Annotated in this window: 24 protein-coding genes; all 24 read right to left on the reverse strand. The window is 39.3% G+C overall.

The genetic code is table 11. From position 1 onward, the window contains the following. Window positions 1–2: 2 nt before the first annotated feature. The 24 genes from MUF05_03805 to rfbF are packed head-to-tail and all read right to left on the reverse strand — an operon-like array spanning window position 3 to window position 25,105. Window positions 3–935: a glycosyltransferase family 2 protein gene (locus MUF05_03805; protein MCU0666204.1), complete on the reverse strand. Its 933-nt coding sequence runs from the start codon at window positions 933–935 to the stop codon at window positions 3–5. After that, window positions 932–2,110: an FkbM family methyltransferase gene (locus tag MUF05_03810; GenBank protein ID MCU0666205.1), complete on the reverse strand. Its 1,179-nt coding sequence runs from the start codon at window positions 2,108–2,110 to the stop codon at window positions 932–934. Before MUF05_03810 ends, MUF05_03805 begins: the two co-directional genes overlap by 4 nt. 19 nt (window positions 2,111–2,129) lie before the next feature. Further along, on the reverse strand, window positions 2,130–3,209 hold the full coding sequence (locus MUF05_03815; protein MCU0666206.1) for an N-acetylneuraminate synthase family protein: 1,080 nt from the start codon (window positions 3,207–3,209) through the stop codon (window positions 2,130–2,132). An 11-nt stretch (window positions 3,210–3,220) separates the two neighbouring features. Then, entirely contained in the window at window positions 3,221–4,105 is an 885-nt protein-coding gene (locus MUF05_03820) for an NAD(P)-dependent oxidoreductase (GenBank protein MCU0666207.1), read from the reverse strand. After that, window positions 4,102–5,298, reverse strand: coding sequence for a glycosyltransferase 87 family protein (locus tag MUF05_03825; GenBank protein MCU0666208.1), 1,197 nt, complete (start codon window positions 5,296–5,298; stop codon window positions 4,102–4,104). The genes MUF05_03820 and MUF05_03825 overlap by 4 nt, the downstream gene beginning before the upstream one ends. Continuing rightward, a complete protein-coding gene (locus MUF05_03830; GenBank protein ID MCU0666209.1) occupies window positions 5,295–6,575 on the reverse strand; it encodes an FAD-dependent oxidoreductase in 1,281 nt (426 codons plus the stop codon). Before MUF05_03830 ends, MUF05_03825 begins: the two co-directional genes overlap by 4 nt. Then, window positions 6,572–7,303, reverse strand: coding sequence for a glycosyltransferase family 2 protein (locus tag MUF05_03835; GenBank protein MCU0666210.1), 732 nt, complete (start codon window positions 7,301–7,303; stop codon window positions 6,572–6,574). Before MUF05_03835 ends, MUF05_03830 begins: the two co-directional genes overlap by 4 nt. 9 nt (window positions 7,304–7,312) lie before the next feature. Beyond that, window positions 7,313–8,413, reverse strand: coding sequence for a DUF362 domain-containing protein (locus MUF05_03840; protein ID MCU0666211.1), 1,101 nt, complete (start codon window positions 8,411–8,413; stop codon window positions 7,313–7,315). Further along, a complete protein-coding gene (locus tag MUF05_03845) occupies window positions 8,410–9,417 on the reverse strand; it encodes a radical SAM protein (protein ID MCU0666212.1) in 1,008 nt (335 codons plus the stop codon). Before MUF05_03845 ends, MUF05_03840 begins: the two co-directional genes overlap by 4 nt. 49 nt (window positions 9,418–9,466) lie before the next feature. Further along, window positions 9,467–10,927: a B12-binding domain-containing radical SAM protein gene (locus tag MUF05_03850; protein MCU0666213.1), complete on the reverse strand. Its 1,461-nt coding sequence runs from the start codon at window positions 10,925–10,927 to the stop codon at window positions 9,467–9,469. Next, window positions 10,914–12,419: a B12-binding domain-containing radical SAM protein gene (locus MUF05_03855; protein ID MCU0666214.1), complete on the reverse strand. Its 1,506-nt coding sequence runs from the start codon at window positions 12,417–12,419 to the stop codon at window positions 10,914–10,916. Before MUF05_03855 ends, MUF05_03850 begins: the two co-directional genes overlap by 14 nt. Next, window positions 12,420–13,904: a B12-binding domain-containing radical SAM protein gene (locus tag MUF05_03860; protein ID MCU0666215.1), complete on the reverse strand. Its 1,485-nt coding sequence runs from the start codon at window positions 13,902–13,904 to the stop codon at window positions 12,420–12,422. A gap of 3 nt (window positions 13,905–13,907) precedes the next feature. Then, window positions 13,908–15,410: a B12-binding domain-containing radical SAM protein gene (locus tag MUF05_03865; protein ID MCU0666216.1), complete on the reverse strand. Its 1,503-nt coding sequence runs from the start codon at window positions 15,408–15,410 to the stop codon at window positions 13,908–13,910. Between the two features lie 8 nt (window positions 15,411–15,418). After that, entirely contained in the window at window positions 15,419–16,255 is an 837-nt protein-coding gene (locus MUF05_03870) for a metallophosphoesterase (GenBank protein MCU0666217.1), read from the reverse strand. After that, window positions 16,256–17,299, reverse strand: coding sequence for a radical SAM protein (locus MUF05_03875; GenBank protein ID MCU0666218.1), 1,044 nt, complete (start codon window positions 17,297–17,299; stop codon window positions 16,256–16,258). After that, window positions 17,289–18,047, reverse strand: coding sequence for a class I SAM-dependent methyltransferase (locus tag MUF05_03880; GenBank protein ID MCU0666219.1), 759 nt, complete (start codon window positions 18,045–18,047; stop codon window positions 17,289–17,291). The genes MUF05_03875 and MUF05_03880 overlap by 11 nt, the downstream gene beginning before the upstream one ends. A 9-nt stretch (window positions 18,048–18,056) precedes the next feature. Continuing rightward, a complete protein-coding gene (locus MUF05_03885) occupies window positions 18,057–19,007 on the reverse strand; it encodes a sugar kinase (protein ID MCU0666220.1) in 951 nt (316 codons plus the stop codon). A gap of 39 nt (window positions 19,008–19,046) precedes the next feature. Then, window positions 19,047–20,003, reverse strand: a complete 957-nt coding sequence (locus MUF05_03890) for an NAD-dependent epimerase/dehydratase family protein (protein MCU0666221.1) — start codon at window positions 20,001–20,003, stop codon at window positions 19,047–19,049. Window positions 20,004–20,008: 5 nt separating this feature from the next. Next, window positions 20,009–20,572 (reverse strand): SIS domain-containing protein, encoded by a 564-nt coding sequence (locus MUF05_03895; protein ID MCU0666222.1) that lies wholly within the window; start codon window positions 20,570–20,572, stop codon window positions 20,009–20,011. Then, window positions 20,569–21,285 carry a transaldolase gene (locus MUF05_03900; protein MCU0666223.1) on the reverse strand — a complete coding sequence of 239 codons (717 nt, stop codon included), beginning with the start codon at window positions 21,283–21,285 and terminating at the stop codon, window positions 20,569–20,571. The genes MUF05_03895 and MUF05_03900 overlap by 4 nt, the downstream gene beginning before the upstream one ends. Before the next feature lies 1 nt (window position 21,286). Next, window positions 21,287–22,612, reverse strand: a complete 1,326-nt coding sequence (locus MUF05_03905; GenBank protein MCU0666224.1) for an HAD-IIIA family hydrolase — start codon at window positions 22,610–22,612, stop codon at window positions 21,287–21,289. After that, complete coding sequence (locus MUF05_03910; protein MCU0666225.1) at window positions 22,609–23,352, reverse strand: ribonuclease Z; 744 nt, start codon at window positions 23,350–23,352, stop codon at window positions 22,609–22,611. The genes MUF05_03905 and MUF05_03910 overlap by 4 nt, the downstream gene beginning before the upstream one ends. Continuing rightward, window positions 23,349–24,332 (reverse strand): GDP-mannose 4,6-dehydratase, encoded by a 984-nt coding sequence (locus MUF05_03915; GenBank protein ID MCU0666226.1) that lies wholly within the window; start codon window positions 24,330–24,332, stop codon window positions 23,349–23,351. The genes MUF05_03910 and MUF05_03915 overlap by 4 nt, the downstream gene beginning before the upstream one ends. A gap of 2 nt (window positions 24,333–24,334) precedes the next feature. Continuing rightward, window positions 24,335–25,105 carry a glucose-1-phosphate cytidylyltransferase gene (rfbF, locus tag MUF05_03920; protein ID MCU0666227.1) on the reverse strand — a complete coding sequence of 257 codons (771 nt, stop codon included), beginning with the start codon at window positions 25,103–25,105 and terminating at the stop codon, window positions 24,335–24,337. Window positions 25,106–25,195: the final 90 nt, after the last annotated feature.

Below are 25,195 nucleotides of genomic sequence, written 5' to 3' on the forward strand. Positions count from 1 at the left end.
AATTAAAAGTTTATTTTTTCCCTTATGATCACAAAAGGCTTCTTACGCACCTGCGAATGAATCGCCCCCACATATTCCCCAATAACCCCTAGGAAAAATAACTGTACCCCAGAGACAATAAGCACAAATAACAATAGCCCCGCCACCGCCGGTATCTGTACCGGCCAAAAGAAAACTTTTAGGACAAGGTATACTATCGCGAAAAGAAAACTAAACACTGCCATAAGAAAACCTATGTAAGTGCAAAACCTAATCGGCAGGATAGAGTAACTAACCAGTCCATTAATAGCAAAATCGATCAGATAAAATAAATTACTCTTGGATTTTCCTTTTAATCTGGCTTTTCGTTTATAACTTATGCCTTTTTGCTTAAATCCTATAGAAGCAATAAGCCCCCTGATATAAGGCTTATAATCGTCCAGCTTAACTAATTCATTAACCACCTTGCGGTCAATAAGCCGGTAGGTTCCGACATTAACCTGTAATTTCTCCTCAGAAATGGCATTAATTCCGATATAAAAAATCTTACGCAACAACCCCATAATCAAATTATCGCTTGTCTTGTTGCGCACGCCGTAAACAACCTGATACCCCTGTTCCCACTGGCGTATAAACTCCGGAATTAGTTCTGCCGGGTCCTTTAAACTTCCCTCAAAGGTAATAACCGCATCCCCTGTTGCGTGGCGGTAACCGGTCATCTCTGATTTAATCGAACCAAAATTCTTAGAGTAGCTTAAAACCTTTACATTTTTGTCGTTTGCGGCAATGCCCTTCAAGATTTCAAGCGTCCTGTCTGTGCTAGCGTTATCCAGAAAAATATGCTCATATTCATAATCGCTGGCCAAATCCTTAAAAATATTCTTTATTTGTTCGTATACATCTCGGACAATCTCTTCTTCATTTAAAACCCCGGTTATAACGCTTATCTTTTTCATGCTATTCTCCCCTTCAGGCGATTTTTAGGCACAGCATAGAGAACAGTTTGGAAACATTCCTGTTCATGGCGCCTTAAGAAAAATAAATAATCACTATTTAAAGATTTAACCAAAAGCGGAATCTTATATATATCCTCTTGGTTATGGTCCAAGCATACAGCTAAAACAGGGCAAAATCTAGAAATAATGCCCTTAATAGACAGCAACTGGTTCTTCTCCTGGCCCTCAATATCCATTTTAACATAAGAAGCAGCTACGCCCTCTATTTTTAATAGATCTCTTAAAGACAGACACTTGACTTTATTCTTAGATCCTCCCAAAGCTGAAGAAGTTGTCCCAGTGCAATTAAAAGAAAATCTTCCTCTATGTTCACCTAATGCGCAATTATAAAGCGCAATTTTTTGCTTTAAATCCCCGGATAAAGAACACACATAGGCTTTTAATTTACCAAAACTTATTCTATCCGGCTCTATAGCAATAATCTTATTAAAGCTTTTCCTTCGCTGCTGCAGAAAATCCCTTATCGTATCCCCATCAAAAGCCCCGCAATCAGCAAATATTTCATTTCCCAAGAAAGATACAATGCTTTTAGAGAAATAAGAACTGCCCCTGGGGCTTGTTAATCCTTCAAGCCTAAGATGCAAATGATAATATATCTGCTTTAAGAATTCCCGGCGTGATTGCTCATCAGCCAAAAGATCAAAACAAGCAAGCACCTCATCTCTATCCTTAATAATCTTTTCCGGCAAATCTACATAATAATACGGTAAAAAGTATTCCGGATGCCTCCAGAATAAACCTACCGAATGAACAACGCACTTACACCCTAAAGAAAACAACAACTTTCTTGTGTCAGCAAACTTATGTGAGCCATTAAAAATGGTTACAATAAAAACAGCGTCTTTACCGTATTTGTCTGCGCACTGCCGCGGTGAAAATACATCTAGGCCGTTTATACGCTTCCCCCAAAGATTAGGGTCTGAATCCGAAAAACAAATAGGTTTTTCTTTGAGAGTGCGCAAAACACGCGAAACTTTCTTTCCTAAATTACCAGCGCCAAAAAGGACAATCCCCTTTTTGCCTTTGGATAACAAGCTAAATGCATTCTTTCTGCGCGAAATAACACTTGTTACATCCTCGCCCAATATATCCAAAAGCTCTTTTCTTGGCTGCATTAAGAATCTTTTACCGCGCTTAAATTCCACGATTGTAAATAACCTGCTTTAATTCTTCATTATTAGCATAGGGAGAATCAATCATATCAATAGTAATAGGCTGATCTTTCTTGCAAGATTTAAGTAAAACTTCTCCTGACATAAGCTCGCGGCAAGAGATCTGCGCTTTCTGCAGAGGAATTGCCAGATATATATCCTCTTCGGACAGGGCATGCCCTTCTTTTAAATCATGTTTGGCATATACTCCCCGCACCAAGGCATCCAGATACTTAATTTCTTTCTCAGAATGCACCCTGCTTGAGGCCCCACTTCCGCCACAGAGTTCTTTTGCAGCATGAAAACTCTTAAACCAGGCATCGACATGTTCTGGTAAAGAACAATATTCCGAAACTTCTCTGCCATCATCAATGTCGATATGGCGCTCAAAAGTACGCGCGCCTTTAGCATAGGCAATTAACATTGAGGCCTCTAAAGTTTTATTGGCTTCATGGGTAGAAAACCCGATTATATGCTTAGGATACCTATTCTTTAAGAAATCTATCTGATTTAATTCCATTTCTCTGGCCATAGTAGGATAAATAGATACACAATGATTAATTGCCAAAGGAATATTCCTATTCTCAAAGAAAATTACAAGATCATCCAGGTCCTTAAGGGTAGTCCCGCCAGTTGAAACAAATACGGGTTTGCGTGTTTTTGCAATCTTTTCAATCAAAACCCAATCATTGATATCTGAGCTGGCTAGCTTTATTATCTGAATGCCTAATTCTATACATAAATCAACTGACGCCTCATCAAAGGGAGTAGCCATAGTAATACAACTTTGTTTACGTATGGCCTTAACAAGCTCTTCAAAATTTTCTTTGGACATTTGCGTGTCTATGGTCTTTTTAATATAACGGATATCTGTTCTTTTCAGAAAATCTTTATGGATAAATGAATTAACATTCCTAAACTGCAATTTTATCGCAGCCCTTACGTTATTAAAACGCACTAACCTGCCATAATCAGTAATTATTTTTAAACCCCGCTCTAAACTACCCCAATGGTTATTGGCGATCTCTAAAACAAATAAATCTTCAAATATGTCCCTATTCATCTAAAACCTCCCTATTTATCAAAACATAAAGCCTTGTTGTTTATATTACAGCAATGGCTCAAATACCAATCATACAACATCGAAATAGCTTTATCTATAGAAGTAAAGCTTATATCTTTTATTTCTTCAGTGATGCGTTTATTATCCCCGCTATATTCTTTGTCTATTCCAGGCTTTGCTATTTTTATAGGCAGCTTTTTGCCAGACACCCTAATAACTTTCTTAGCCAGTTCACGCAGCTCTATAGACTTATAAGGCGTAATATTATAGGCCTTATACTTGGCTTTATGATTAATAAAATAATCTAATATCGGCATAAAGTCATCCACAAAAATATAGTCAAATTTACGATTTTGCTTAATGGTAACAGCCTTTACGCATACAGCCTTACAAATAGCATTAGAAATAAAGCGTATAGCGTAATCTTCATATTTGCCAAATATGCCAAATACGCGCAGCTCCACAGCATTCGTCATCTTCTCGACATATTTAGCAATAATGTATTTGGATAAGCCGCCTTCATCTGTTGGGATATGCGCGCCAAAATAGTCTTCCTTCATTTTAGGCAAATAATACCTCTGGTCATAAACCAGCCCAGAGCTTAAAACAATTATTTTGCCGTAAGAATCCTTGTGGCGCACCAAATTGAAAAACATCCTTGTATTATGATAAAGCTCTCCAGAAGGGTCTTTGGCGTTTCTATGCCCAGGCCTGACCGCGGCATGGATTACAGCATCAAAATATTTATGCCTTCTAAAAAACGCGTCAACACTATCCTGGTCCAAAAGGTCTAATTGCGCATGCGTGGGGCAAACAAGCTTATATTTAGAAGCTAAAAATGATTCTTTTATATTCCTACCGATAAAACCGCTTGCTCCGGTTAAAAAAATCTTCATGCTTCGGCCGCCTCTTTTTGTTTCTTAACTGAAGAAACTATGCTTAAAATTAAGAGCGAAACAATAATTATTGGGTTAACAAGCACCGAAAGGCTTAATTCCGGCTCTAAAGCATAACGCCAGTAATTTTTGGGTATCAATAATAAAGCAAAAAGAATTATAAATGCCCTGTCAAAAAGCTTATTGCCCGGGGCGTTAATAAAGAACAAAAGTGGAATATAGAAATACATAAGCCGGTAATCCCCGGAAACATACGGGAACAACTCCATACAGCAAACTAACAGTAATATCTTCTTCCAAAATGTTTTCTCAACAATCAAAACATACAAAGCAATAAACCCAGCGCAGACCAGAGAAAACGCCATATAAGGGCTTACAAAATACGGAAGCTGAAAACGCTTTTGCGCGATAACTAAGATCGTCTTTAAAAAACCAAATAAGCTATGCCCAAAATACAAGCCTTCATTACCAATAACATAGGCCTGTTTATAAAGACCAAGATTAAACACGAAACGCTCCCAATTAGCCCCTATGGCCCCCTTAAAAGAAGCCAAAGCAACAAAATTAAGCACAAAAACCATCCCTAAAATCAACAAAACCTGCCTGTATTTCTTATCCGAGAGAAAAAGAAGTATGAATACTGCCGGAAACGGCTTCATGCTTATAGCCAAACCTAACAACACTGCGCTAAACCAAAACTTATTATTAGCATAGGAAGAGATACTAAAGTAAAGAGCAAATAGGCAAAGTACCTCTATATTAAGTCTATCTACGGACAAAAGAAAAGGATATGATAAAAAACAGATTACAAACATGTTCATAAAATCACTTGCCTTCTCCCCCATTTTAATGTTCTTGTGCACAATATAAGCAAAAATGGCCAAGAAAGAAAACAAAAATATAAGAAATGAGAAGAACGGCTTTAAGATTATAAATATATACTCTATGGCAAAAAGGAACGGTAGCATGGTTTGAGTGCTCGTGGGCGGCATTCCAAGATATGGATTATAATCCGCCATGGAAAAAAACATGCTGGTGAAATCACTAAAGCAATCCCGGGGACGGAAAAGAAAAGTATTCACCGGATATCCATTGCCCAGATAGGTGCCAAAGAAATAATGATAGAAAACAGCGATAGAAAAACCCAACAATACTATTAAAGAAAGTAAACTTATCTTCTCTTTTTTGTTCATAACTTTCTCAAATTCATCTTTGAAGCTAATGATCTGCTTCGCGCAACAACCTGGTCCATATTAATATATTCAAATTCCGCAAACCTGCCCAGCAATTTTATTCCTAAAGAATCAAAAAAACTTCTTATGATTTTCATATTCTTCTGGCGATCGCGATCATGTATAACATACCCGTAAGGCAGGTTCTTAATGTCCGTGGTTACAATATCCTTCTTGTCTATTATACCTATACAGGATAGATTTTTAACTATTTTCTCTATTAGCAGGCTATTTGAAACCTTTGCCAGGCCGCTTCCCGGCTTTGCGGTAACTTCAGCCACAAGAGAGGAATTACCCAACGGAACATTATTCTGGCTAAAATACCCCATAAAACATACCCGATGCGCTAAAATATCTTTATCCGGAATATAAATAGCGCTTTTATCTAATAAAGATCTGTTCTTTATGCCGATTAATACAACGCGCAAACAGTTATAACGCAAATCCTTTGCCGCCTGCATAACGCGCAAAGGCACATTTTCCATCATCCTCAAAGCTTCAGCAACCGCAAAAGTAATAACAATCTTGTTATATGGCCTTATATTTTTACCATCAGAAACAAGCCACTCTTTTCTTCTCCTAGAGATTTTCTTAATATTAAAACCACAAATGCAATCTTGCTTGCCGCCTGCAAAGGCGCTGATCAAAGACTGTATTCCCCCATGCCTGGGATAAAAGAAATTAAGCTGATGCAGATACCCTTCTGTTTCTATGCCAAGCGCGGATTTTACTATATCATCTATCGGGGGACGCGGCAGGCGGCCTACCCAATCTAAAGACATCTTATCAAGCGCAAACTTCCAGATTTTGTTATTATAAGGCAAAAGATACTTTTCGGTTATACCATCTCCGAAGTTATAATACATCCAACTGAAGAAATCTTTTGGCTTGGGATAATTATTCCTTAAGACTCCCATCAAACAATCATAGACATCTTCCTTATCTAAAATACCAAGGCCATTCTCAAAGGGATATTTTACAAAACGCCCCTTATAGAATATTTTGTTATTACGCCTTTGCGCATGAATATTATTGCCCAATATGCGTTTAATTAAGCCAAGAACAGCCTTGTCTTTTGAAAACAAGATATGCCCGCCTAAATCATAGCTAAATCCGTCTTTTTTAAAACTTCGGCAAAGCCCTCCTAAGGCATTATCTTTTTCAAGAATCTGACTCTTAGGGAATAGAAAATGCTGCAGGCTAACCGCGCTCAAACCTCCGCCCAATATACCAATCATCTCTTTTCCTTCCTAAAACTGGACAAAATAAATTCTATTTTTAATTTCATGAAATCCGATAAAAGTTTGGCTATAATCCCCGGAAGCTTATTTGTAGAAAGCCAACGCGAATCTCCATATGGCCTTTTGTAGTGTTTCACCGGAACCTCAACCACGCGGTATCCTTTATGATGTGCGCGCACTAAAAACTCCGTAGAAATAAAATCTGAAATTATTCTCCCCTCCAAAACGCTATCCAAGACTTTTTTACGCATAACCCTAAAACCACAATTTATATCATGCATTCTTATGCCAAACAACAACCCCACAATGGTATTCATGCCGTTTGAGATACGGCAACGCATATGCCCATCCAGGCGCGGGAATTTATATCCGGTAATTAGATCAAAATCATCAATAAAGGGGATCATTTTCCAGAAATCAGCCGGGCTATGTTGCCCATCGGAATCACTGAAGAAAATTATATCATTCTTAGGCAGCTTAAAAGCATCCCAAACTGCTTTAGCGTAGCCCTTGCGGTCATTGCTTGTCACCAGCTTAATGGGCAGCTGCTTAGCAAGCCGCGCAAGAACCTCTTTTGTCCCATCAGTGCTGCCATCTTCAGCTACAATAAACTCTGATCCGGGTATTTTACTTATTACCTGATCATAGTAATTACGCACTACCTGCTCAATGATATCTACTTCATTATGCACCGGAATTATCAAAGAAATCTTATCTTTATTCACCAAGGCCCCCTATCTTATTATTTTCTGCAGTAAACCTAAAATCCCTCCGATACTAATAGCCTGTACAGGGCATACCTCTTTGCAACAAAAACAAGCAATACATTTACGCGCATTGATCCTTGGGTATTTATCAAAATCTATTGCCTTAACTGGACAAATCTCATAACATTGTTTACAGGATATGCACTTCTTTGAAGACACCTTAAGTTTAACTTTGCGCACCATATTTAATATTAGTTTAGCCGGCAAAGATTCGCCTTGCGCTTCTTTGTTGTAGGTAGAAGGCAGCTTAAAATTACTTAACCTTTCCAAATTCCCGATAATTTGCATTTTCTTTATATCCGCTTGCCCTAAATTTTCTTCTCTGGCAAGACGCATAGTATCTACCTTTGCCGGATCAGCGCCCATCATATAACAGATGATTGCGTCTACGGCCACGGTATCATTTGAAGCAATAACTTTATTAATATTGCGAAGATCTGAACTATTTGGCCCATCGCCCTGCATGCCGACAATTGCATCCATAATCACTAAATCAGGGGGCCGGATTTTAAAAACCTCAACCACTGCTTTTGCGAACTTCTTATATTCCGGGAACATGCTGTGAAGCTTAGTTTTTTCCGAGCCTACTAAAAGGCCATAGCTATTCTTTATGCCTGCGGTAATAATAGTATTAAGATGCGTCTTAAATTTAGGCAAAGAAATAAAATAATCGCATTCTAAAACAGCCCTTGCTACAGCAGCTTCTGGGTAACCGGGGATCCCGGTCTTAACCTGTGCCGCACTCTTGCCGATATTTATATAATGACCTTTTGAGGCCTCATAGATACCAGTGACCTTAGCCACAGATTCATTATCCCCATAAGCCCTGGGCATGCCGCAATTGTCACCCACAACAACGCTTGCGCCATGGCTTATAAGGTAATCTACAACACTTGATACAACCGCAGGATGAGTAGTTACCCCCTTATCCGGAGCAAAACTACCTAAAAGATTGGGTTTAACAAATACTTTTTTGCCTTTAAAATCATATTTAAACTCCTGAAAGACTTTTTCGATATCATGCTTTATTCTATTATAATCAGTATCCAAGATAAGGACCTTGCTCATTTTTTGCCCCTCTTATTTAAATACATATTTACCAAAGCCCCTTTCATTGTGGCCGGGTCAAAACTTATAAACTTGCTCAATTCAATATACCCAAGATGCATGCAGGTAACACACTTTGTATTTTTTCCAATATAATCCCAAGCCTTCTTAAAACCAAGATCAAAACAATTTAAACCCTCTCCCCATCTTCCGGTACAAGAGCTTACCGTTCCATCGGTATCAATAATACAAGAGGTCAACGTCTGCTGACAACGAGTATATCGTACTTTTTTGCCGCGAAGATCTTCTGGAAAGATAACTCGCTTTTCCCCAAAAGGCCAATTTAAAACCTCTTCCATGGCCAACACAGAATTCATAATCGGCCAACCATCTTTTTTATACTGAATAAACTTATGATAAAACTTTCTTCTTTCATCTTCGCTAAGCACTAAATTAGTATCTGCCATATCCGGCCTGGCGGCTTCTGATAAATTAAACGAAACATTGTATTTCTTGCTTAAATTCAAAAGATGCTCTAAAGAATCCATGGTATAACGCATCAAAACCCCATGGAGCCTGACTACCATGTTATTGGCTAAAGCTACCTCGATAGCCTCAATAACTTTATTATAACATCCCTTGCCCCTGACGCGATCATTCTGCACTGGATCTCCGTCAATACTTATACAGATACTGCTCAAGTTCTTCAACTGTTTAACCTTTTGAGGCAGAAAATAACCATTTGTGTTTAGGTCGCAAACTATGCCTTTCTTGTGCGCATAGTCAATCAGCTCCCCGATATCCGGACGCATCAATGGCTCCCCTCCTAAAAAACGCAGCCATCGCGTGCCGCAAGAATGCAGCTGATCAAAAAGCTTCTTCCATATCTGGGTACTTGGCTCTGGGACTTGCTTAAGTTTCTCGAAATCAGCATAACAATGGATACAGCGCAAATTACACATTTTGGTAATATGCACCTCTACCCTTAACGGAATCCTTTTGCCGGTTATCTTGGCATAAAGCATTTTTGTTAAGGGACTAACCCAGGGCTTTATCTTGCGAATTAAACCCAATTTAACCCTCTCCTGTTATGCGGTACTTCCTGAACAAATTAATAAAATCCTTGCTTCTACAGGTTAAGCAGAGCGTAATAAATTGCCAAATTAATATTGGATGCTTTAAAACAATACCAAATAAATCAAGAATAAACTTCGGCTGTTTTAAATAATCCAATACCGTCTTATAAAATGAGCCCTGAACCATGGAATCATATATCTGATAAAGCTCCTTCTCATTAAAATTGATAAACATGACAGGCCGCGCGTTATGCCCTTGAGTATCCCAGAAAATTTCTTCTGGCTTTATCCATCCTTGAGCGCTGGCCTGTTGGTACAATTCGCTTCCCGGATAAGGCGTACAAAAACCAATCCCCAAATAATCGGGCTTTATTTCCTTAAGTAGTTTACGCGTCATCTCCAGATCTTCCCTTGTTTCTTGAGGGCTGCCAATCATAATCGTAGCCAAGGCGCGAAGTTTATTCTTATGCGCGGCGGCAAAAGCTTTTTTGGTAAGATCTATAGTTATGCCTTTTTTAATGGCATTGAGCACTTTCTGTGAACCTGACTCAACCCCCAAGTCTACCTGGACACAACCGCTTTCTTTAAGCTTCTTGGCGACACTATCTGTAAGATAATTCACCCTGGCCTGGCAGGCCCAGGTAAGATTTAATTTCCGCTTTTTTATCTGTTCACAAAATTCAAAAACCCTTTCCGGCCTGATGACAAAAGTATCATCTAATATCCAAAAGGCTTCGATCTTATAATTACGCTTTAGAAACTCCAGCTCATCAACTACATCTTTTATTGAACGCTCTCTGATTTCATACCCATGGGTAATAGCGCTTGCGCAAAAAGTGCATCTGCCGGGACAACCGCGAGCGGTAAACACCCAGCCGCACCTTAACCATAAACCACGGATTGCATAGTTATTGGCAATATAATGCTCTGCGTTTATCAAATGATACGCCGGCATAGGAAGCTTGGAAACATCCTCAAAGCCAACCCTGTCTTTTGTCTTGATATATTTTCCAGCGGAATCTTTAAAAACAATAGAAGCTACATCATTTAATGCAACATTCTGCTCTAAATGCTCAACTGTCTTTAAAAGAATACTTTCTCCCTCGCCTAAAACAGCAACATCCGCACCTAAATTTAGAAAAAACTCTGGCAAGGCTGTGGCATGCGTTCCCCCCACAATTACTTTTACAGCCGGATAATTTTTCTTAATAAGGGGGATAAGTTTCTTTAAAACTTCCGTGTGCGAAGAAAGGCAAACAAATCCTACAAGATCGATATTTTCTTGCGCTATTTTGTTTAATAATTGATCAAAGGAAAATTCTTTTTTACCATAGGTATTAAGTTCCTCTATTTGCACAAAACGCCCAGACTTTTCCAGGACTGCCGCTAAATAAAGCAAGCTAAAAGGCGGAGAAAAGCCAATAACTGGGTTTACAAGAAGATTTTTAAACTTCTCCATAAGCATCCTTCTTTTTTGTCCTCCAGAAATAGCTTGTAATCGTGCTTATTACAAACACCGGATGATTCAGCATAAGCGCGCCCCAGCGAAATATAAAAGCGCGAAAATTCCTCAAGACTAATCCAGCATTTAATTTAAAGGCCTCGCTGAAATATATTTCCTCAAGCTGTTTGCGGGTAAAATTCTCAGTGTCGTAACTAGCGGTGCTAAATTCTGAGCGCAAAAAATCATGCCCTTCTGGGATGTAGCCCTTTTCTTTGCAAATACGCATAAGGTCTGTCCCGGGAAGAGGCGTGGCAATTGACAAAAAGACCGAATCCGGTTTTATTTCCCGGATAAAGGAAAATGTCTTTTTGATCTCCTCCATCGTCTCTCCAGGATACCCCATAGAGAAAAATGTGCTAATCACAAGTCCTAACTTCTTGGCGATTTTCATGTTAGTTCTTACAATATCTAAGCTTACCGGCTTGTGGATAATATCTTTTAATACCCTATCGCTTCCGCTTTCAACCGCAAAACGAAGCTCATACGCCCCGCAATCTTTCATCGCGCGCATCATTGGCTCATCTAACGATGCTACTACCAGGCCGTTTGGTGTCGACCAACGCAGATTAAACTTACCTTGTTTGATTTGACTAAAAATCTTCATTGCCCTGTTATAATCAGAAGTCAAGCTATCATCAGTAAACTGTAATTCTTTGATCTTGTAGGTCTTAACCAAATGCTCTATCTCGGTCAAAACATTTTGCGGACTGCGGCAACGGTATTGGCGCAGCCAATAGTTTTTGCCAAAGCAAAAAATACAATTATAAGGGCAGCCTCGTGAAGTTATAATGGTCAGGCTTCTTTTAATAAAAGAGAGATTCTGGTTTAGGTTTATTTTGAAATATTTTTCTATAGGCACCAAATGCCGCGCGGGAAAAGGCAGCTCATCAAGATTTTGAATCAATTTTGTTTTAGGATTCACTATAATTTTATTGCCTTTGCGATAAGCTATGCCATCAATAGCGCTAAAATCACTCCCGCCAGAATTCAATACTCCCACCAAGTCCCTAAATGGATACTCCGCCTCATGCATCAAAACAAAATCCACATGAGAATGATATTCTAAGGTTTTATCGGGAAAAAGCGTGGGATGCGGGCCGCCTAACACCGTAACGATATCCGGCGAAACCTCTTTTACGGCAGCACAGGCATCTAATGAATTGGTAAACTCTAATGATGACTGACAGGCAACGCCGACTACACCGGGCGAAAAATCACGAATAACCTTTTTTATGCTATCATAACTTAAACCATAGCGGATATGGCGGGAATCAATATTCTGCTGATTCTTAAAACCCTCTAAGGCAGCGTCTAAAACCTTAACCTGATAGCCGCTTTTTTCCATAACCGCGGCAATATAAAGTACCCCTAAAGAAGGAGTGGTGATCTTTAACCTGCCCACAGGCAATGTGCAAGGAGGAATTAACAGGAGTATTCTTTTATTCATTTATACGCTTAAATCCTGGTTAAACTTTTGATAAATACTTTCCAAGAAATCCATCGCCTTGCCCTTTCTTAAAGCAAGCCATAATGCCTTTATTACAAAAACCGGATGCCCCAAAATCGTCATAATCGCTCTTAGCAGGTACTTCGGACTATTTAAAAAAGCGATCATAGTTTGCATGTTATTACGCCAGAAAAAAGCATTCTCTAAAGAAGCGCGTATTTTCACCAATTGATCAGCTTTGAAGCTTGCCTGCATTACCGGCACATTAGACTGCTTATTAGTCCATCTTTGATCAAAAATAATCTTTTCATCAACAAACCATTTATTCTCTATAGCCATCTTATACAATGGCGACCCCGGATAAGGAACTAATATCAGAAATCCCACTCCTGCGGGAGCCAGTTTAGCTATTTTTCTTGTTTGCTCTATATCCTCTATTGTCTCTTCGGGATTGCCGATAATAAAAGTGGCAAAAGATTCCATCTTTACTTTCTTAAGATTACTAAAAGACCGCGCGATCATTTCTTGAGTAATGCCTTTTTTTAAAATCTTTAATATCCGGTCAGACCCAGATTCACATCCAATGTCAACTTGCACACAGCCCGCTCTCTTTAGCATTTCTAAAACAGATAGCTCGCCTGCTATGTCCGCGCGGGTCTGGCAACCCCAAAACATATTGACCTTCTTATCAACTATAGAACGGCAAAAATCATCAAGCCAATTTCTATCCGAGGCAAAGGTATCATCATTAAAATATATCCCTTTAACCGCGTGATTATCCCGCAGATAAACCATCTCTTCTAAAACATTTTCTACGGAGCGCCTGCGGATCTTTGCCCCATGCACAATCTTACTTGCGCAAAAAATACACTGATAAGGACACCCCCGGGAGGCATACATGGTAGTAACCCCTTGATAAAACTTGCCTCTTAATATCCCCGGAGGAGATAAATACCATTTAAAAGAAGGCGCTACCAACAAACTCCTGTCAGGTATAGGCAAAATATCCAGATCCTGGATGAAATCCCCTCTGCCGTTATCAACGATCTTCTTGTTTCTATCTCGGTATACAACGCCTCTTATGCCAGATAAATCCATGTCCTGGGAAAGCCGATCGCAGACATCCAGCATAACAAACTCTGCTTCGCCAACAACCACAAAATCAATATTGGAATCCTCTAAAACTTCTTCCGGCAAAGCTGTGGCGTGCACCCCTCCCCAGCAAATTTTGCTGTTCTTATTCTCCTGGCGCAAATAAACGGTATATTCATGGGCCACTTGAAAGCCGGTTGTAAGCACACTTACTCCTATTAGATCCGGATTGAAATCCCTGATCGTATCTAGATTTTTCCTATGCGATGAAGGAAATGAATCAATAATCCTAACATCGCACCCGGCATTTCTTAGCATTGTCCCAATATACAAAATCCCCATCGGAACAACGGGAGTATAATTCTCGCGAAAGAATATTAAGACAACGCGCATAAATTAAATTCTTTTTCTTTTTAAGCCTAACTTCTTCTTGATATGCCAAAAATAATAACTTACGTATTGGAACCCGGATAAATCTCTTTTTGCAAACATAACAATAAAATCCACAACAAATAAAGTTAACCCTTTAGGCAAATACTTAAAATACTTTTGCAGATTATATTTGAGTATAAACTCTACTAGAGGCTTGGGCAAAAGAGGCATCGCCCTAAAAAGTATTTCATAATTCTTGAACACTTTAAGCAAATTCCTGTTTTTTAAATATCCGTGCGAGCCGGCAATATAACAGGGAGATTCTCCTTTATTGATTGCCTCTATATCGCTTGAGGTGAGCATATCCAAACTCTTGGCAATATCTACCAAATCGGTATTGGGAAAATAGGTAGTCCAGAAACAGGTGATCCTTACCCTATTCCTAAAACCCGCGTAAGAACGCGCAGCCAATATCTGGTCCTCTTCTTTCTCGCCCGGTAGCCCAAACATATGATCGCAGGAATATTTTAACCCCACCTTGTCGCATATCTCAAAAGTCTGAATGATCTTGCTATTTTTCTCGTTCCTGAAAAGATAGTTCTTTTTAGTATCCTCGTTAAAAGTCTGCACGCCAAACTGCACCCGATGACAGCCTGCCTCCTTTAGAGAGCGCGCTGTATCCTCGTCTATGCATAGAGGATGAGAAATAGCCCTGAAGGGGACATTGATTTCTTTCTTGTAACGATGCATCAATTCTTGGGTCCATTTCTTATCAACAGTCAAAACGCTATCGTAAAACCCCACTTCGCGGTAATTATAGCGCTTTTTCATTATGATCAATTCCTGCATTACATTATCCACGCTCCTGCGGCGCTTATCCCTTGTATTATTGAATTTAGACATAAAATTCTGCGAGCAGTATGAGCAGGCATACGGACAACCCTTGGCAGTCATTGTCATATACATGCGGCTTATATTAACCTCGTCCTCGAAAAGCTTTTTATCCAAAAAAGGCAGCTTTTCTAAATCAACAAGCGCTCTTACGGAATTACGGATAATCCCTTTTTTGGTTTTAAACCAAATATTTTTGATGCCGTAATCAATATTCTTTTTTTCCATGCTGTTCAATAATTCCAACATCGCCTCTTCGCCTTCGCCAGTACAAACCATATCTACGCAAGGAAGCGAAATAATATAGTCTGGCTTGGCAGTCGGAAAGACCCCGCCAAAAATGACCGGAATATTCTTTATTTTCTTTACATCCTGGGCAACTGAAACTGCCCATCTGAAATTATCTGTAAAAACCGAAAAACCCAAGACATCAGGCTTAGAATCTATGATTTTCTTAACTAGGGCTTTTCTATCATCAAGTATCCTGTGCAGCCAAGGGATCTTAAAATAATTAACATCATCGAACAGCGCCGGATCAAAAACGAGGTTAACCGTATGACCATGCCTTTTCACAAAGGCTGAAATTGCCTCTAAACTCAAACTCTCTGCCCCCATGAAAACAACCGTTAATCGCATTTAATAAATTAACCTTTCGTTTTGTTCTGAACAAAATGTAACAATGATGCTGTAGGCGGGCAAAATACGCGGAAAGGCGTCATGCCGCTTGTGCCCAACCCGGAATTAACATGCAAATAAGTATCCCCAAATTTAAATAAACCTCTGTTGTATTTTCTTTGAAAGGAAGAAATGGTAACAAGCGGACCGATAAATGGAAGCCGGATCTGGCCTCCGTGCGTATGGCCAGAAAGCATAAGCTGCATATCAAGCCCTTTTAAATTTTCCATAATATCCGGCAGATGGGAAATAACTATCTTATATGAATCTTTATCCATCCTGGATACAAATTCCCTTAAAGAACTGATCTCTTTATCAAAGTTGCGCCAGATCTTCAGGCGGTCATACCCAAAAGGCCCCTCAATGCCGGTAATATCCAATCTTACTCCATTAACACAGAATTTCTGGTATACATTATCTAATACATTGATGCCCTTGTTCTCTAATTCTCTTCTTAGAAGCGAAATGTTGTTTTCCTTAAGCCTGCGCAAAAAAGGAAAAAACAAAAACTCTTTTAAACCCAAACTATGACGATCATGGTTTCCGTATCCGGCCAAAACCCCATAGCGCGGCTTTAACAAGCCCAAATAATGCGCACACGCACCTATGCCCCGATTATCATCAATCATGTCCCCGCTTATAATCGTAAAATCAGAATCAATATCCTGAATTTGCGCGAATATACGGTCAAACCGTTTACTGCGGTTTATAAAATGAAAATCTGAAATATGAAGTATTTTCAAACCCTCTAAAGCTTGGAATTTACTGGGCAGATTAATACTTATGTCTTCTTTTACAAAATCCAATTATTTTCTCCAACCGGCCTCTATGAAACTATTCTTAATGTGATTTAGGATAACATGCGGCGAAAGCCCCAAAAGCATATTGTAATCATTAAAGCAAATAAAGGCATAGCAGGTCTTGCAACTATGGTCCTTAATATTCTCCCAAGCCCTGATAAACCCATGTTCTACAAAACTTAAAGCGGGGATCATCTGAATCATCTGCGAACAAGGATACACCTTGCCATCTGAATCTATAATGCACATATTCTTGCCCGCATGGCACTTAATGTGCCTGCCGAAATCTTTAATCGCGCCAGCCTCTATTGATTTCTTATTGTAATCTGGCCAATCCAAAGTATATTGATGAGCCTGTTTAGAAAAGAAAACCGGATAGCCCTTTTTCTTATAATCAATAATCTTTCTTAAGGCGTTTTTGTAATCTTCTCTAGAAGCCAAGAAATCCTGATTGCTTTGAAAAAATGGCAGCAAAAACTGCACGAAAAACTTTTTTTCTTTAGCCAGATCTAAAATATGCTCTATGGCATGCACATTATATTTGCTGATCATAGTACTTGTATGCACATTGATATTATTCTTCTTGGCTAAATCAATTGCCTCTATCACTTTACGGTAAGAGCCTTTCCCCTTATACAGATCATGCGATTGTTCATCACCGTCTAAACTAATGCATAAGGTATTAAGTTTTTTAACCGCGCTTAACCTCTGAGGCACAAGGTGTCCATTTGTATTCATGTGGCATTCGATACCATTTTTACGTATATAATCAATGACCTGCTCAATATCCTTGCGCATCAATGGCTCACCTGCCCCCAAATTTATTATCTTTGTGCCTAAAGATTTTAATTCATCGATAAGCGCCAAGAGCTGTTCAGTGGTAAAATCTTTTGTGTCGCGCTTATCATAAGTGCCATAACAATAACTGCACTTTAAATTACAGGTATTGGTCACATTAATATGCACTGTAAGCGGAATGGATTTCTTGGTAAAGGCTATGTTCAAAATAGAAGAAAAAATCCCAACCTTAGAAAAAATATTACTGGCCATTATTCCTCCCTACGATGACAATCTTAAAAGCAAAAAGTGATTTAAATAAATACCCGAATACGTATTCTACCGGCTGGATAAAGCTTAAATAGAACTTATAGCATGGCAATTGCATAAGATACTTACCCCCTAAAGACTCTTGATCTTTTTTTCTTAACATGATTTTCTTCAAGAACGGCTGAAGCGCCCGGACAAAATAAGGGATATAATCTATTTTCTCTATCGTGAAGCCCTCCCTTAAAAGCATATTCTTGGCGCTAGCTAAGGTAAAAAAGCGGATATGCCCTCTATCCATTATCCCGGTATCTGTATAATCAAAGTTACCGAATAAGAAATTAATCCTGTTTAACCACGAAACCGTATTTGGAAAGGAAAAAATAATCTTGGCTCCGGGCTTAAGAAATCCCTTATAAAATTTAACCGCCTCTCTAGGCTCTAAGATATGCTCCAAAACATCGGCAAAAATAATATAATCGAAGAGAATTTCTCCTAAATATCCTTTTACTGCAACAAAATCTGTCAAATCCGCCTGGATAACCCTGGTGATGCGTTTGACTGATTCTGCAGAAGCTTGCGGGTGCATTTCTATGCCCCAGCAAACACAGTTCTTTTTTTCTATTTCCTCGCCCAATACACCCCGGCCGCACCCGACATCCAACACCAAAGGCACAAGCTTGGAATCAGCAATAACAACCTGTCTTAAAACCGCATCATTTATTTCATCAAAATATTTATAATCTTGTGTCATTCTGATAGGTTAGCTATGAAATACAATCTTTGCTCCTTCATGCTCAAAAGAAAACCAAAAAGGCACCAGCCCCATCTTGGCCATTGCCTCGACCAAAACAGATTTATTCTTTGGGCAATAGAAAAGAATAAATCCTCCTCCTCCGGCACCCGCAACTTTGCCGCCCAAAGCTCCGGACTTGCGCCCAGCCTCATACACTTCGTCTATGAAGCTGTCGGATACCTTGCCAGACAAACCTTTTTTTATCAACCAATGCTGATGCATTAGTTCACCAAAATCATCAAGCTTGCCCTTCTCAAAGGCAGCTCTGGTAGCAAGTCCGATTTCTTTTATCTTATGCAATCTCTGGATAGTTTTCTTATCATCCTGCTTAGTTTTTTGGTCTTGCTCAATTAAAACATCGCTTGCTGATCTTTCTTTATTCAAGAAAAAAAGCAGAAGATTATTCTGCAATTGAGCCAAATCTTCTTCCTTGATATCTACGGGATCAACAACCACTGTGCCATCCGTATTAAAAGTATAGGCATTAAACCCGCCAAAACTAGCCACATACTGGTCTTGCTTACCAATCGGCTGCTTTAGAATATCAAGTTCTAAATGGCAAGCCGCCTCTGCCAGATCTTCAAGATTTAAATATTGCTTTTTATACGCATAAAGGCCGTTAAGCAATGAAACGGTAAAACTAGAAGAAGTGCCTAATCCGCAATGCGCCGGGACATCGGCTATAGAAACAATCTCTATCTGCCGGTTAATTTGCAACAGCTTTAATACCTCGCGGAATATTTTATGCTCTATGTCCTTAACCTGGCCCACTATTTCGGTCTTGGAATAAGAAAGGCGGATGGACTGATTAAAACGTTTATTGATATTAATATAAACGTATTTATTTATTGCCGCGGCCATTAAGAATCCGCCATACTTTTTGTAATATGACGGTAAATCGGTTCCACCCCCGCCCATAGATAATCTAACCGGAGCGCGCGATATAATCATATAATCTTAGATTGGTTTTTTGCAACTTTTATATATGGCCTCTGCTGATTTAGTTATTGCCTGAAGACTTGAGTAGGAATTATTCCAACCCAGCTTGCGGATCTTGCTTGAATCAAGCCTTACTACAGGGACATCACCCTGCCAACCCCTAGACCCGCCTGTGTATTCGTATTTAACTTTACTTAAACCCATTACCCTGGTTACAACATCCGCGATCTGCTTGACGCTTATTGAATCCAGTGTTGATACATTATAAAAATTAAATCCCTTATTCTTTCGTTGCGTCAATAAGATGGCTTTTATGACATCGCTTACATAAATATAAGACTTACTCTGTTTGCCGTTGCCTAATATCTTAAGGCGCTTTTTATCCTTTAACAATCTTCTGACAAAATCATACCCCACCCCATGCGTCTGGTTTGGCCCCACGACATTGGCAAATCTTAAAACTGTCGCGTTAATCCCGAACATATGGCAATAAGCGCAGATAAGCGCTTCTGCGGCAAGTTTACTTGCGCCATAAGTGGAAACCGGTAAAAGCGGAGCATATTGCTCACTTAATCTATTTAAGCCAACATCGCCATAAATTCCGCTTCCAGATGAAAAAATTAGATTTTTTACACCGTTTACGCGCATTGCCTCAAGTATATTGTTCACCAGATATGTCCCTTCCCAGAAATCTATTTCTGGAAATTTAACTGCGCGGGCGATATCAGCATTAGAAGCAAAATGATACACCAGCGAAACATCTTTAGTCAAACAACGCGATAACTTCTTTATGTCTTTAATATCAGCGTTTATTATCTGCAGACGAGAAGAACGCAAGTCTGATAAAAATGAAATATCCCCTGAAGAGAAATTATCATAAACGACAACCTTATCATTTGGACAGTTTGATAAAAGATGCCGGCACATATGGCTTCCGATAAACCCTGCGCCTCCAGAAATAAAATATTTCTTCATATTATTCAAGTAGATATATTATTAACTATTAAATGTAGCAGGACCGCCTGAAAACCTTCAGCATGAGGCGTAACTCTTTTTTGGTCTATAACAGGAATAAGAATGCAGGCATCGGAAATCTTGCGCGCCTCTCCTCCATCGCGGCTTACAATAGAGACAACTCTAGCGTTTTTTTCTTTAGCATAACGCATCGCTAAAACCAAATTCTGCGATACGGTCTTCGTTCCGCCTCCGACAGAAAGAACAAGCAATACATCATTCTCAGTTAATTTAGAAACCTTCAACCATTCAATAAAAATATATTCAAAACCGGAATCATTAGTCCAGGCTGTTAATTCAGAAACGTTATCCGAAGCAGCGTAAGCTTCAATGCGGGCTATCTTTCTAAAATCATTAACCGCGTGAGAGGCATTGGCCGCTGAGCCTCCTATCCCTAAGATAAAAAGCCTGCCGGCAGTATTTCGTAAATCTGAAATAACCGCGCTTACCTTTAAAATATCTTCGCGATTAATGCTATCAATTATATTTTTTGTCTCTGCAAAATAAATATCTATATAATCTTTGCTCATAGTTTCAACCCCGAGTCTTGCGCATCTTTATAAAACATCTTTATCGTATCCAAGGAAAACTCGTGCAGATCATAATCAATAAGATGCATTTTCTTAATAAAATCAGGCAAAAGGGTAATTATATCAGATCCTGCCTGTTCGGCCTGAAAAATATTAAGCAGCTCTCTGGGGCTGGCCCATAAAATCTTAATGTTAGGCTTGTTTTTAATGAGAATCTTTGCCTTTTTAATAAATTCCACGGGGTCAACTCCTGTATCGGCAATCCTGCCGGAAAAGATAGAAAAAATAATATCCGCATCAGAATCGAGTTTATTGGCGACCTTCTTGATCTGCTCCAAAGTCATTATTGCGGTAACATTGACCTTTATCTTATCCTTGGAAAGCTCTGCAATAAGCTCAGAAGAGTCATCGCCCCTTGTATTCATAACCGGGATCTTCACATATATATTGGATCCAAAACCAGAAAGCCTTTTAGCCTGCTGTTTCATTTCTCTAAAATCATCGCTTATAACTTCAAAAGAAATAGGTTTGCCAGCTACAATCGGCAGAATCTGTTTTATAAATCCACAATAATCTTTTACCTGGGCCTTCCGCATAAGCGTGGGGTTGGTAGTAAATCCGTGTATATAGTCAAGCCCCGCCATAGAACGTAAATCATCAAGGCTTGCCCCATCACAGTATATTTTGACTTTAAGCGACCTAATTTTATTCATATTACTCTTTCGTATCTCTTAAATACCCAGCAAAATCAAGAATATTCTCAAAAACCAAATCCGGCTTACACTCCTGCAATCCCCCTGAATCATCCTTTTTATATTTACCGATAAAAACAGAACGCACGGACTTTTTCTTAGCCGCCAATATATCTGCGGATGAATCTCCGACCATGTATGAATTGCCTATATCGATATTATATTTATCAATCGCCGTTTCTAAGAGCCCTGCTTGCGGCTTACGGCATTGGCACTTCTTAACAAGAAACTGTTCTGCCGCTAGGTCAGAACCCTCCTGATGATGCGGACAAACCATAACATCATCTATTTCTACGCCATTTTCTCTGAATAGATCCAGCATCCTATTATTGATTGCGTATATATCTTTAAGGGTGGTTTTCCCTTTTGCTGCCGCAGGCTGATTTGTGACCACGATCAAAAGAAACCCGTGTTTTTTCATCTGCTTTAACGCATCAAAAACTCCATCAATAAGACAAAATTCGTCCGGCTTTAATGGAGAATCAAACTGCTTGATATTATCATTAAAAACAAACTTGTTTAATGTGCCGTCGCGATCAAGAAATATTGCTTTATTCTTCTGTGATAAGCGCTGTTTTATGAAATTCCTAAATTCTTCTAATGAACCCGAATTGCCTATTTCGCGGAATCTCTTTCTAGTTACAAAACCCGCAAGCAAACCATCCCTGACAAGCATAGAGTAAAAATCTGATAAATCGCCCACCGATGCGGGGATTTTATCCACCAAAGCTTTATTTAAAAAGCTTGTGCCATAATCAATATAATCCATTTCTGCCTGACTGGACTTTTTATCGTATTTAACGATTCGGTTATTCTCAAAAACTATGTTACTTTTATCATAAAGATTATTATTCTTAAGAATGCACATCATGCCTGAACCAGAGGAACTTTTCTTTAACAGCCAATAATTATACAAGGCTTGCTGATAATCCATGTCCATAAAAGAGTCTCCATAAGAAAGCATAAAATCATCTTCCAAAAGCAACATGGCATTTTTAAGAGCACTCGCTGTGCCTTCAGCACCCGGCGGGTCAGGTGAATATTCTATTTTTACGCCAAATTCAACGCCATCGCCAAAAAAATCATATATATATTCTTTCCCAAAGCCAACACAGAAAATAAACTTCTTAAAACCAGCTAAACGCAATAGGTCAAACTGATAAGAGAAAAACGGCTTGCCTTCTACTTCAGCCATGGCTTTAGGCAGATTGCCAATGACACCGCCTAAACGCGTACCCTTACCCCCCATCAAAACAACGACCTGTAATTCTCTTGCATCTGGAATCATGCCAGTTTAACAACCTTGTTATCCTGATAAATAAAAGTTTTGGGAAAAACATTACGCGCAATTCTTAAAGCCAGCCTTCTCTGCTTGATGCTGGTATATATACTGGAATCAAAGTGCACCAAAACTAACTTCTTCACGCCGCACTGTTTGGCAAAAGAAGCTGCTATTTTTGGATTTAAATGCGGCCACGAGGGGTCATCTTGGCCTAATTTATACGAAGATTCAAGAAATAATACATCCGCGTTATTGGCAAGAGAATACAGATTATCGCAAATACCGGTATCAGTAGCAAAACTAATAATCTTATTCTCCAGTAAAAATCTATAACCATAGCAAACCGAAGAATGCCTTAAGGGATAGAACTTTAAACCAAAGGGAAATTTTACTTTCTGTGTCAATTCTTCAACCTCTACCTGCATCTTGAGATCTTTTATAGGGACCGAATACGGCTGGGCAATGATAGAATTAAGATTCCTTTTTATCCCCGGTGGCCCAAAAATCTTTAGGCCTTTTTTAAATCTGAATTTTGCTAAAGCATGTAGCCCTATAATATGGTCCAAATGAAAGTGACTCAAGAAGAGATATGACTTTTTATCAGCCTTAATATACTTATCCAGCTTATATAATCCGCTTCCCGCATCAAGAATAATGCATTCCCTCTTTGTTTCTATTAAAATACATAGAGTATTACCCATTGGGCTGTCGTACCAACCGTTAGTACCTAAGAAAAACGCCTTCATATTTTGCGCCTTTTTAAAATACTACTATACCAGCCATAAGTGCTGGATAGCCCATCTTTAAGCAAAACCTTGGGCCTCCAATGCAAAATCTTCATCGCCTTAGACGAGTTAAGATACTGTTTCTTAATCTCATATTTGGCCTTGTTTAGAATATTAATCTGTAGTTTTTTCCCGGTAACACGATAAACAAGGTTTAATAATTCGAAAACTGACAGGGGTTTTTGGTTGCTGAAATTGAAGGCTTCGCCTTTTAACTTCTTGCCCCTCATGCATTGCGCAATCATAATGTATCCGCCAACCACATCGTCAACATGAATATAATCTCTTATAAATTTGCCATCGCTTCTAATAACAAGATTTCTGCCCAAAACCAAACACCTGAAAGCGTCTGGAATAAGACGAGAAAAATTAAGGTCTCCCGGGCCGTAAATATTTCCTGAACGGGTTATGGCTACCGGAAGATTGAAAGTAGCTGCGTAGGACTTGGCAATCATATCCGCGCAGGCCTTGGATACATCATAAGGATGCTCTGCTAAAAGCGCGGCATCCTCTTGATAAGGTAGTTTATTATGGCTTCCGTAAGCCTTATCGCTTGAGGCAACTACAATTGCCTCTATACCCGTTTTTCTTCTGGCGGATTCTAACAGCTTCCAGGTGCCCTCTACATTAGAAGAAAAGGTCTGCGTTGGATTCTTAAGGCCACAAGATACAATCGCTTCAGCAGCAAGATGAAAAATAATCCTGATTCGGCGCTCTCTTATTATCTTATCTATTAATTTACTGTCCCTAACGTCACCGCTATAGGTAACAATCTTTTTATACTGCTGCTGATCAAGCAAGCGCACAGAACGATTTGTGTCAATATCTAAACCTATAACCTTGGCATCTAATTCTAAAAGGCGTTTACATAAATTCGCCCCTAAAAACCCCTCATGCCCGGTAACTAATACCGGCTTATTCCTCCAAAAAGATTTAGGCATTTTTACTTCCAGATTTTCCAGGGAGCGTTTCCTGATTGCCAGAGGCGCTCTAATTCATTACGGTCGCGCAACGTATCCATAGGCCTCCAGAACCCCTGATGCCGATAGGCGGATAATTTCCCTGCCCGGGCAAGAGCCTGAACAGGTTCTTTTTCCCAAAGCACATCCCCATGAATGTAATCAAAAATCCCCTGCTCCATAACAAAAAATCCGGCATTTATCCAAGCGTTATCGCCTTTGGGCTTCTCGGTAAAGGCCTTAACTTTATTATTCCTTTCAATATCTAAACTGCCAAACCTGCCCAAAGGCTGAACCGCGGTTACTGTAGACAAGGCTTTACTTTTACGATGAGAATCCAAAAGTTTCTTTAGATTAATATTTGCCAAACCATCTCCATATGCCATCATAAAAGTATGCTTTCCTAAATATTTGCGTACTGCCAGCAATCTTGCGGCTGTCAATGCCTCCAGGCCTGTATCCACCAAAGTAACTCTCCAAGATTCAGTTTTATTCTCATGTATAATGGTTTTCCCTTGAGCAAGATCAATAGTAACATCGCTTTTATGCAAAAGGTAATGCGAAAAATACTCTTTAATGATATACCCTTTATAGCCTAAGCAGACAATAAAATCATTAAACCCAAAGCTTGAATATATCTTCATGATATGCCACAAGATGGGCTGGTTGCCTATTTCTACCATGGGCTTCGGGACTACAGTGGTAGCTTCACTAAGGCGGGTGCCTTTACCTCCGGCAAGAATCACAACTTTCATTTTATTCTCCTTCAATAGGCTCGTAAGTTATAGATTTGACTACAGATAGACCTTTATTTTATATCGAATCTAACTATCTTTCAAGCACAA

It is taken from the genome of Candidatus Omnitrophota bacterium (assembly GCA_025453395.1).
GTDB lineage: Bacteria > Omnitrophota > Gorgyraeia > Gygaellales > Profunditerraquicolaceae > JAlOQK01.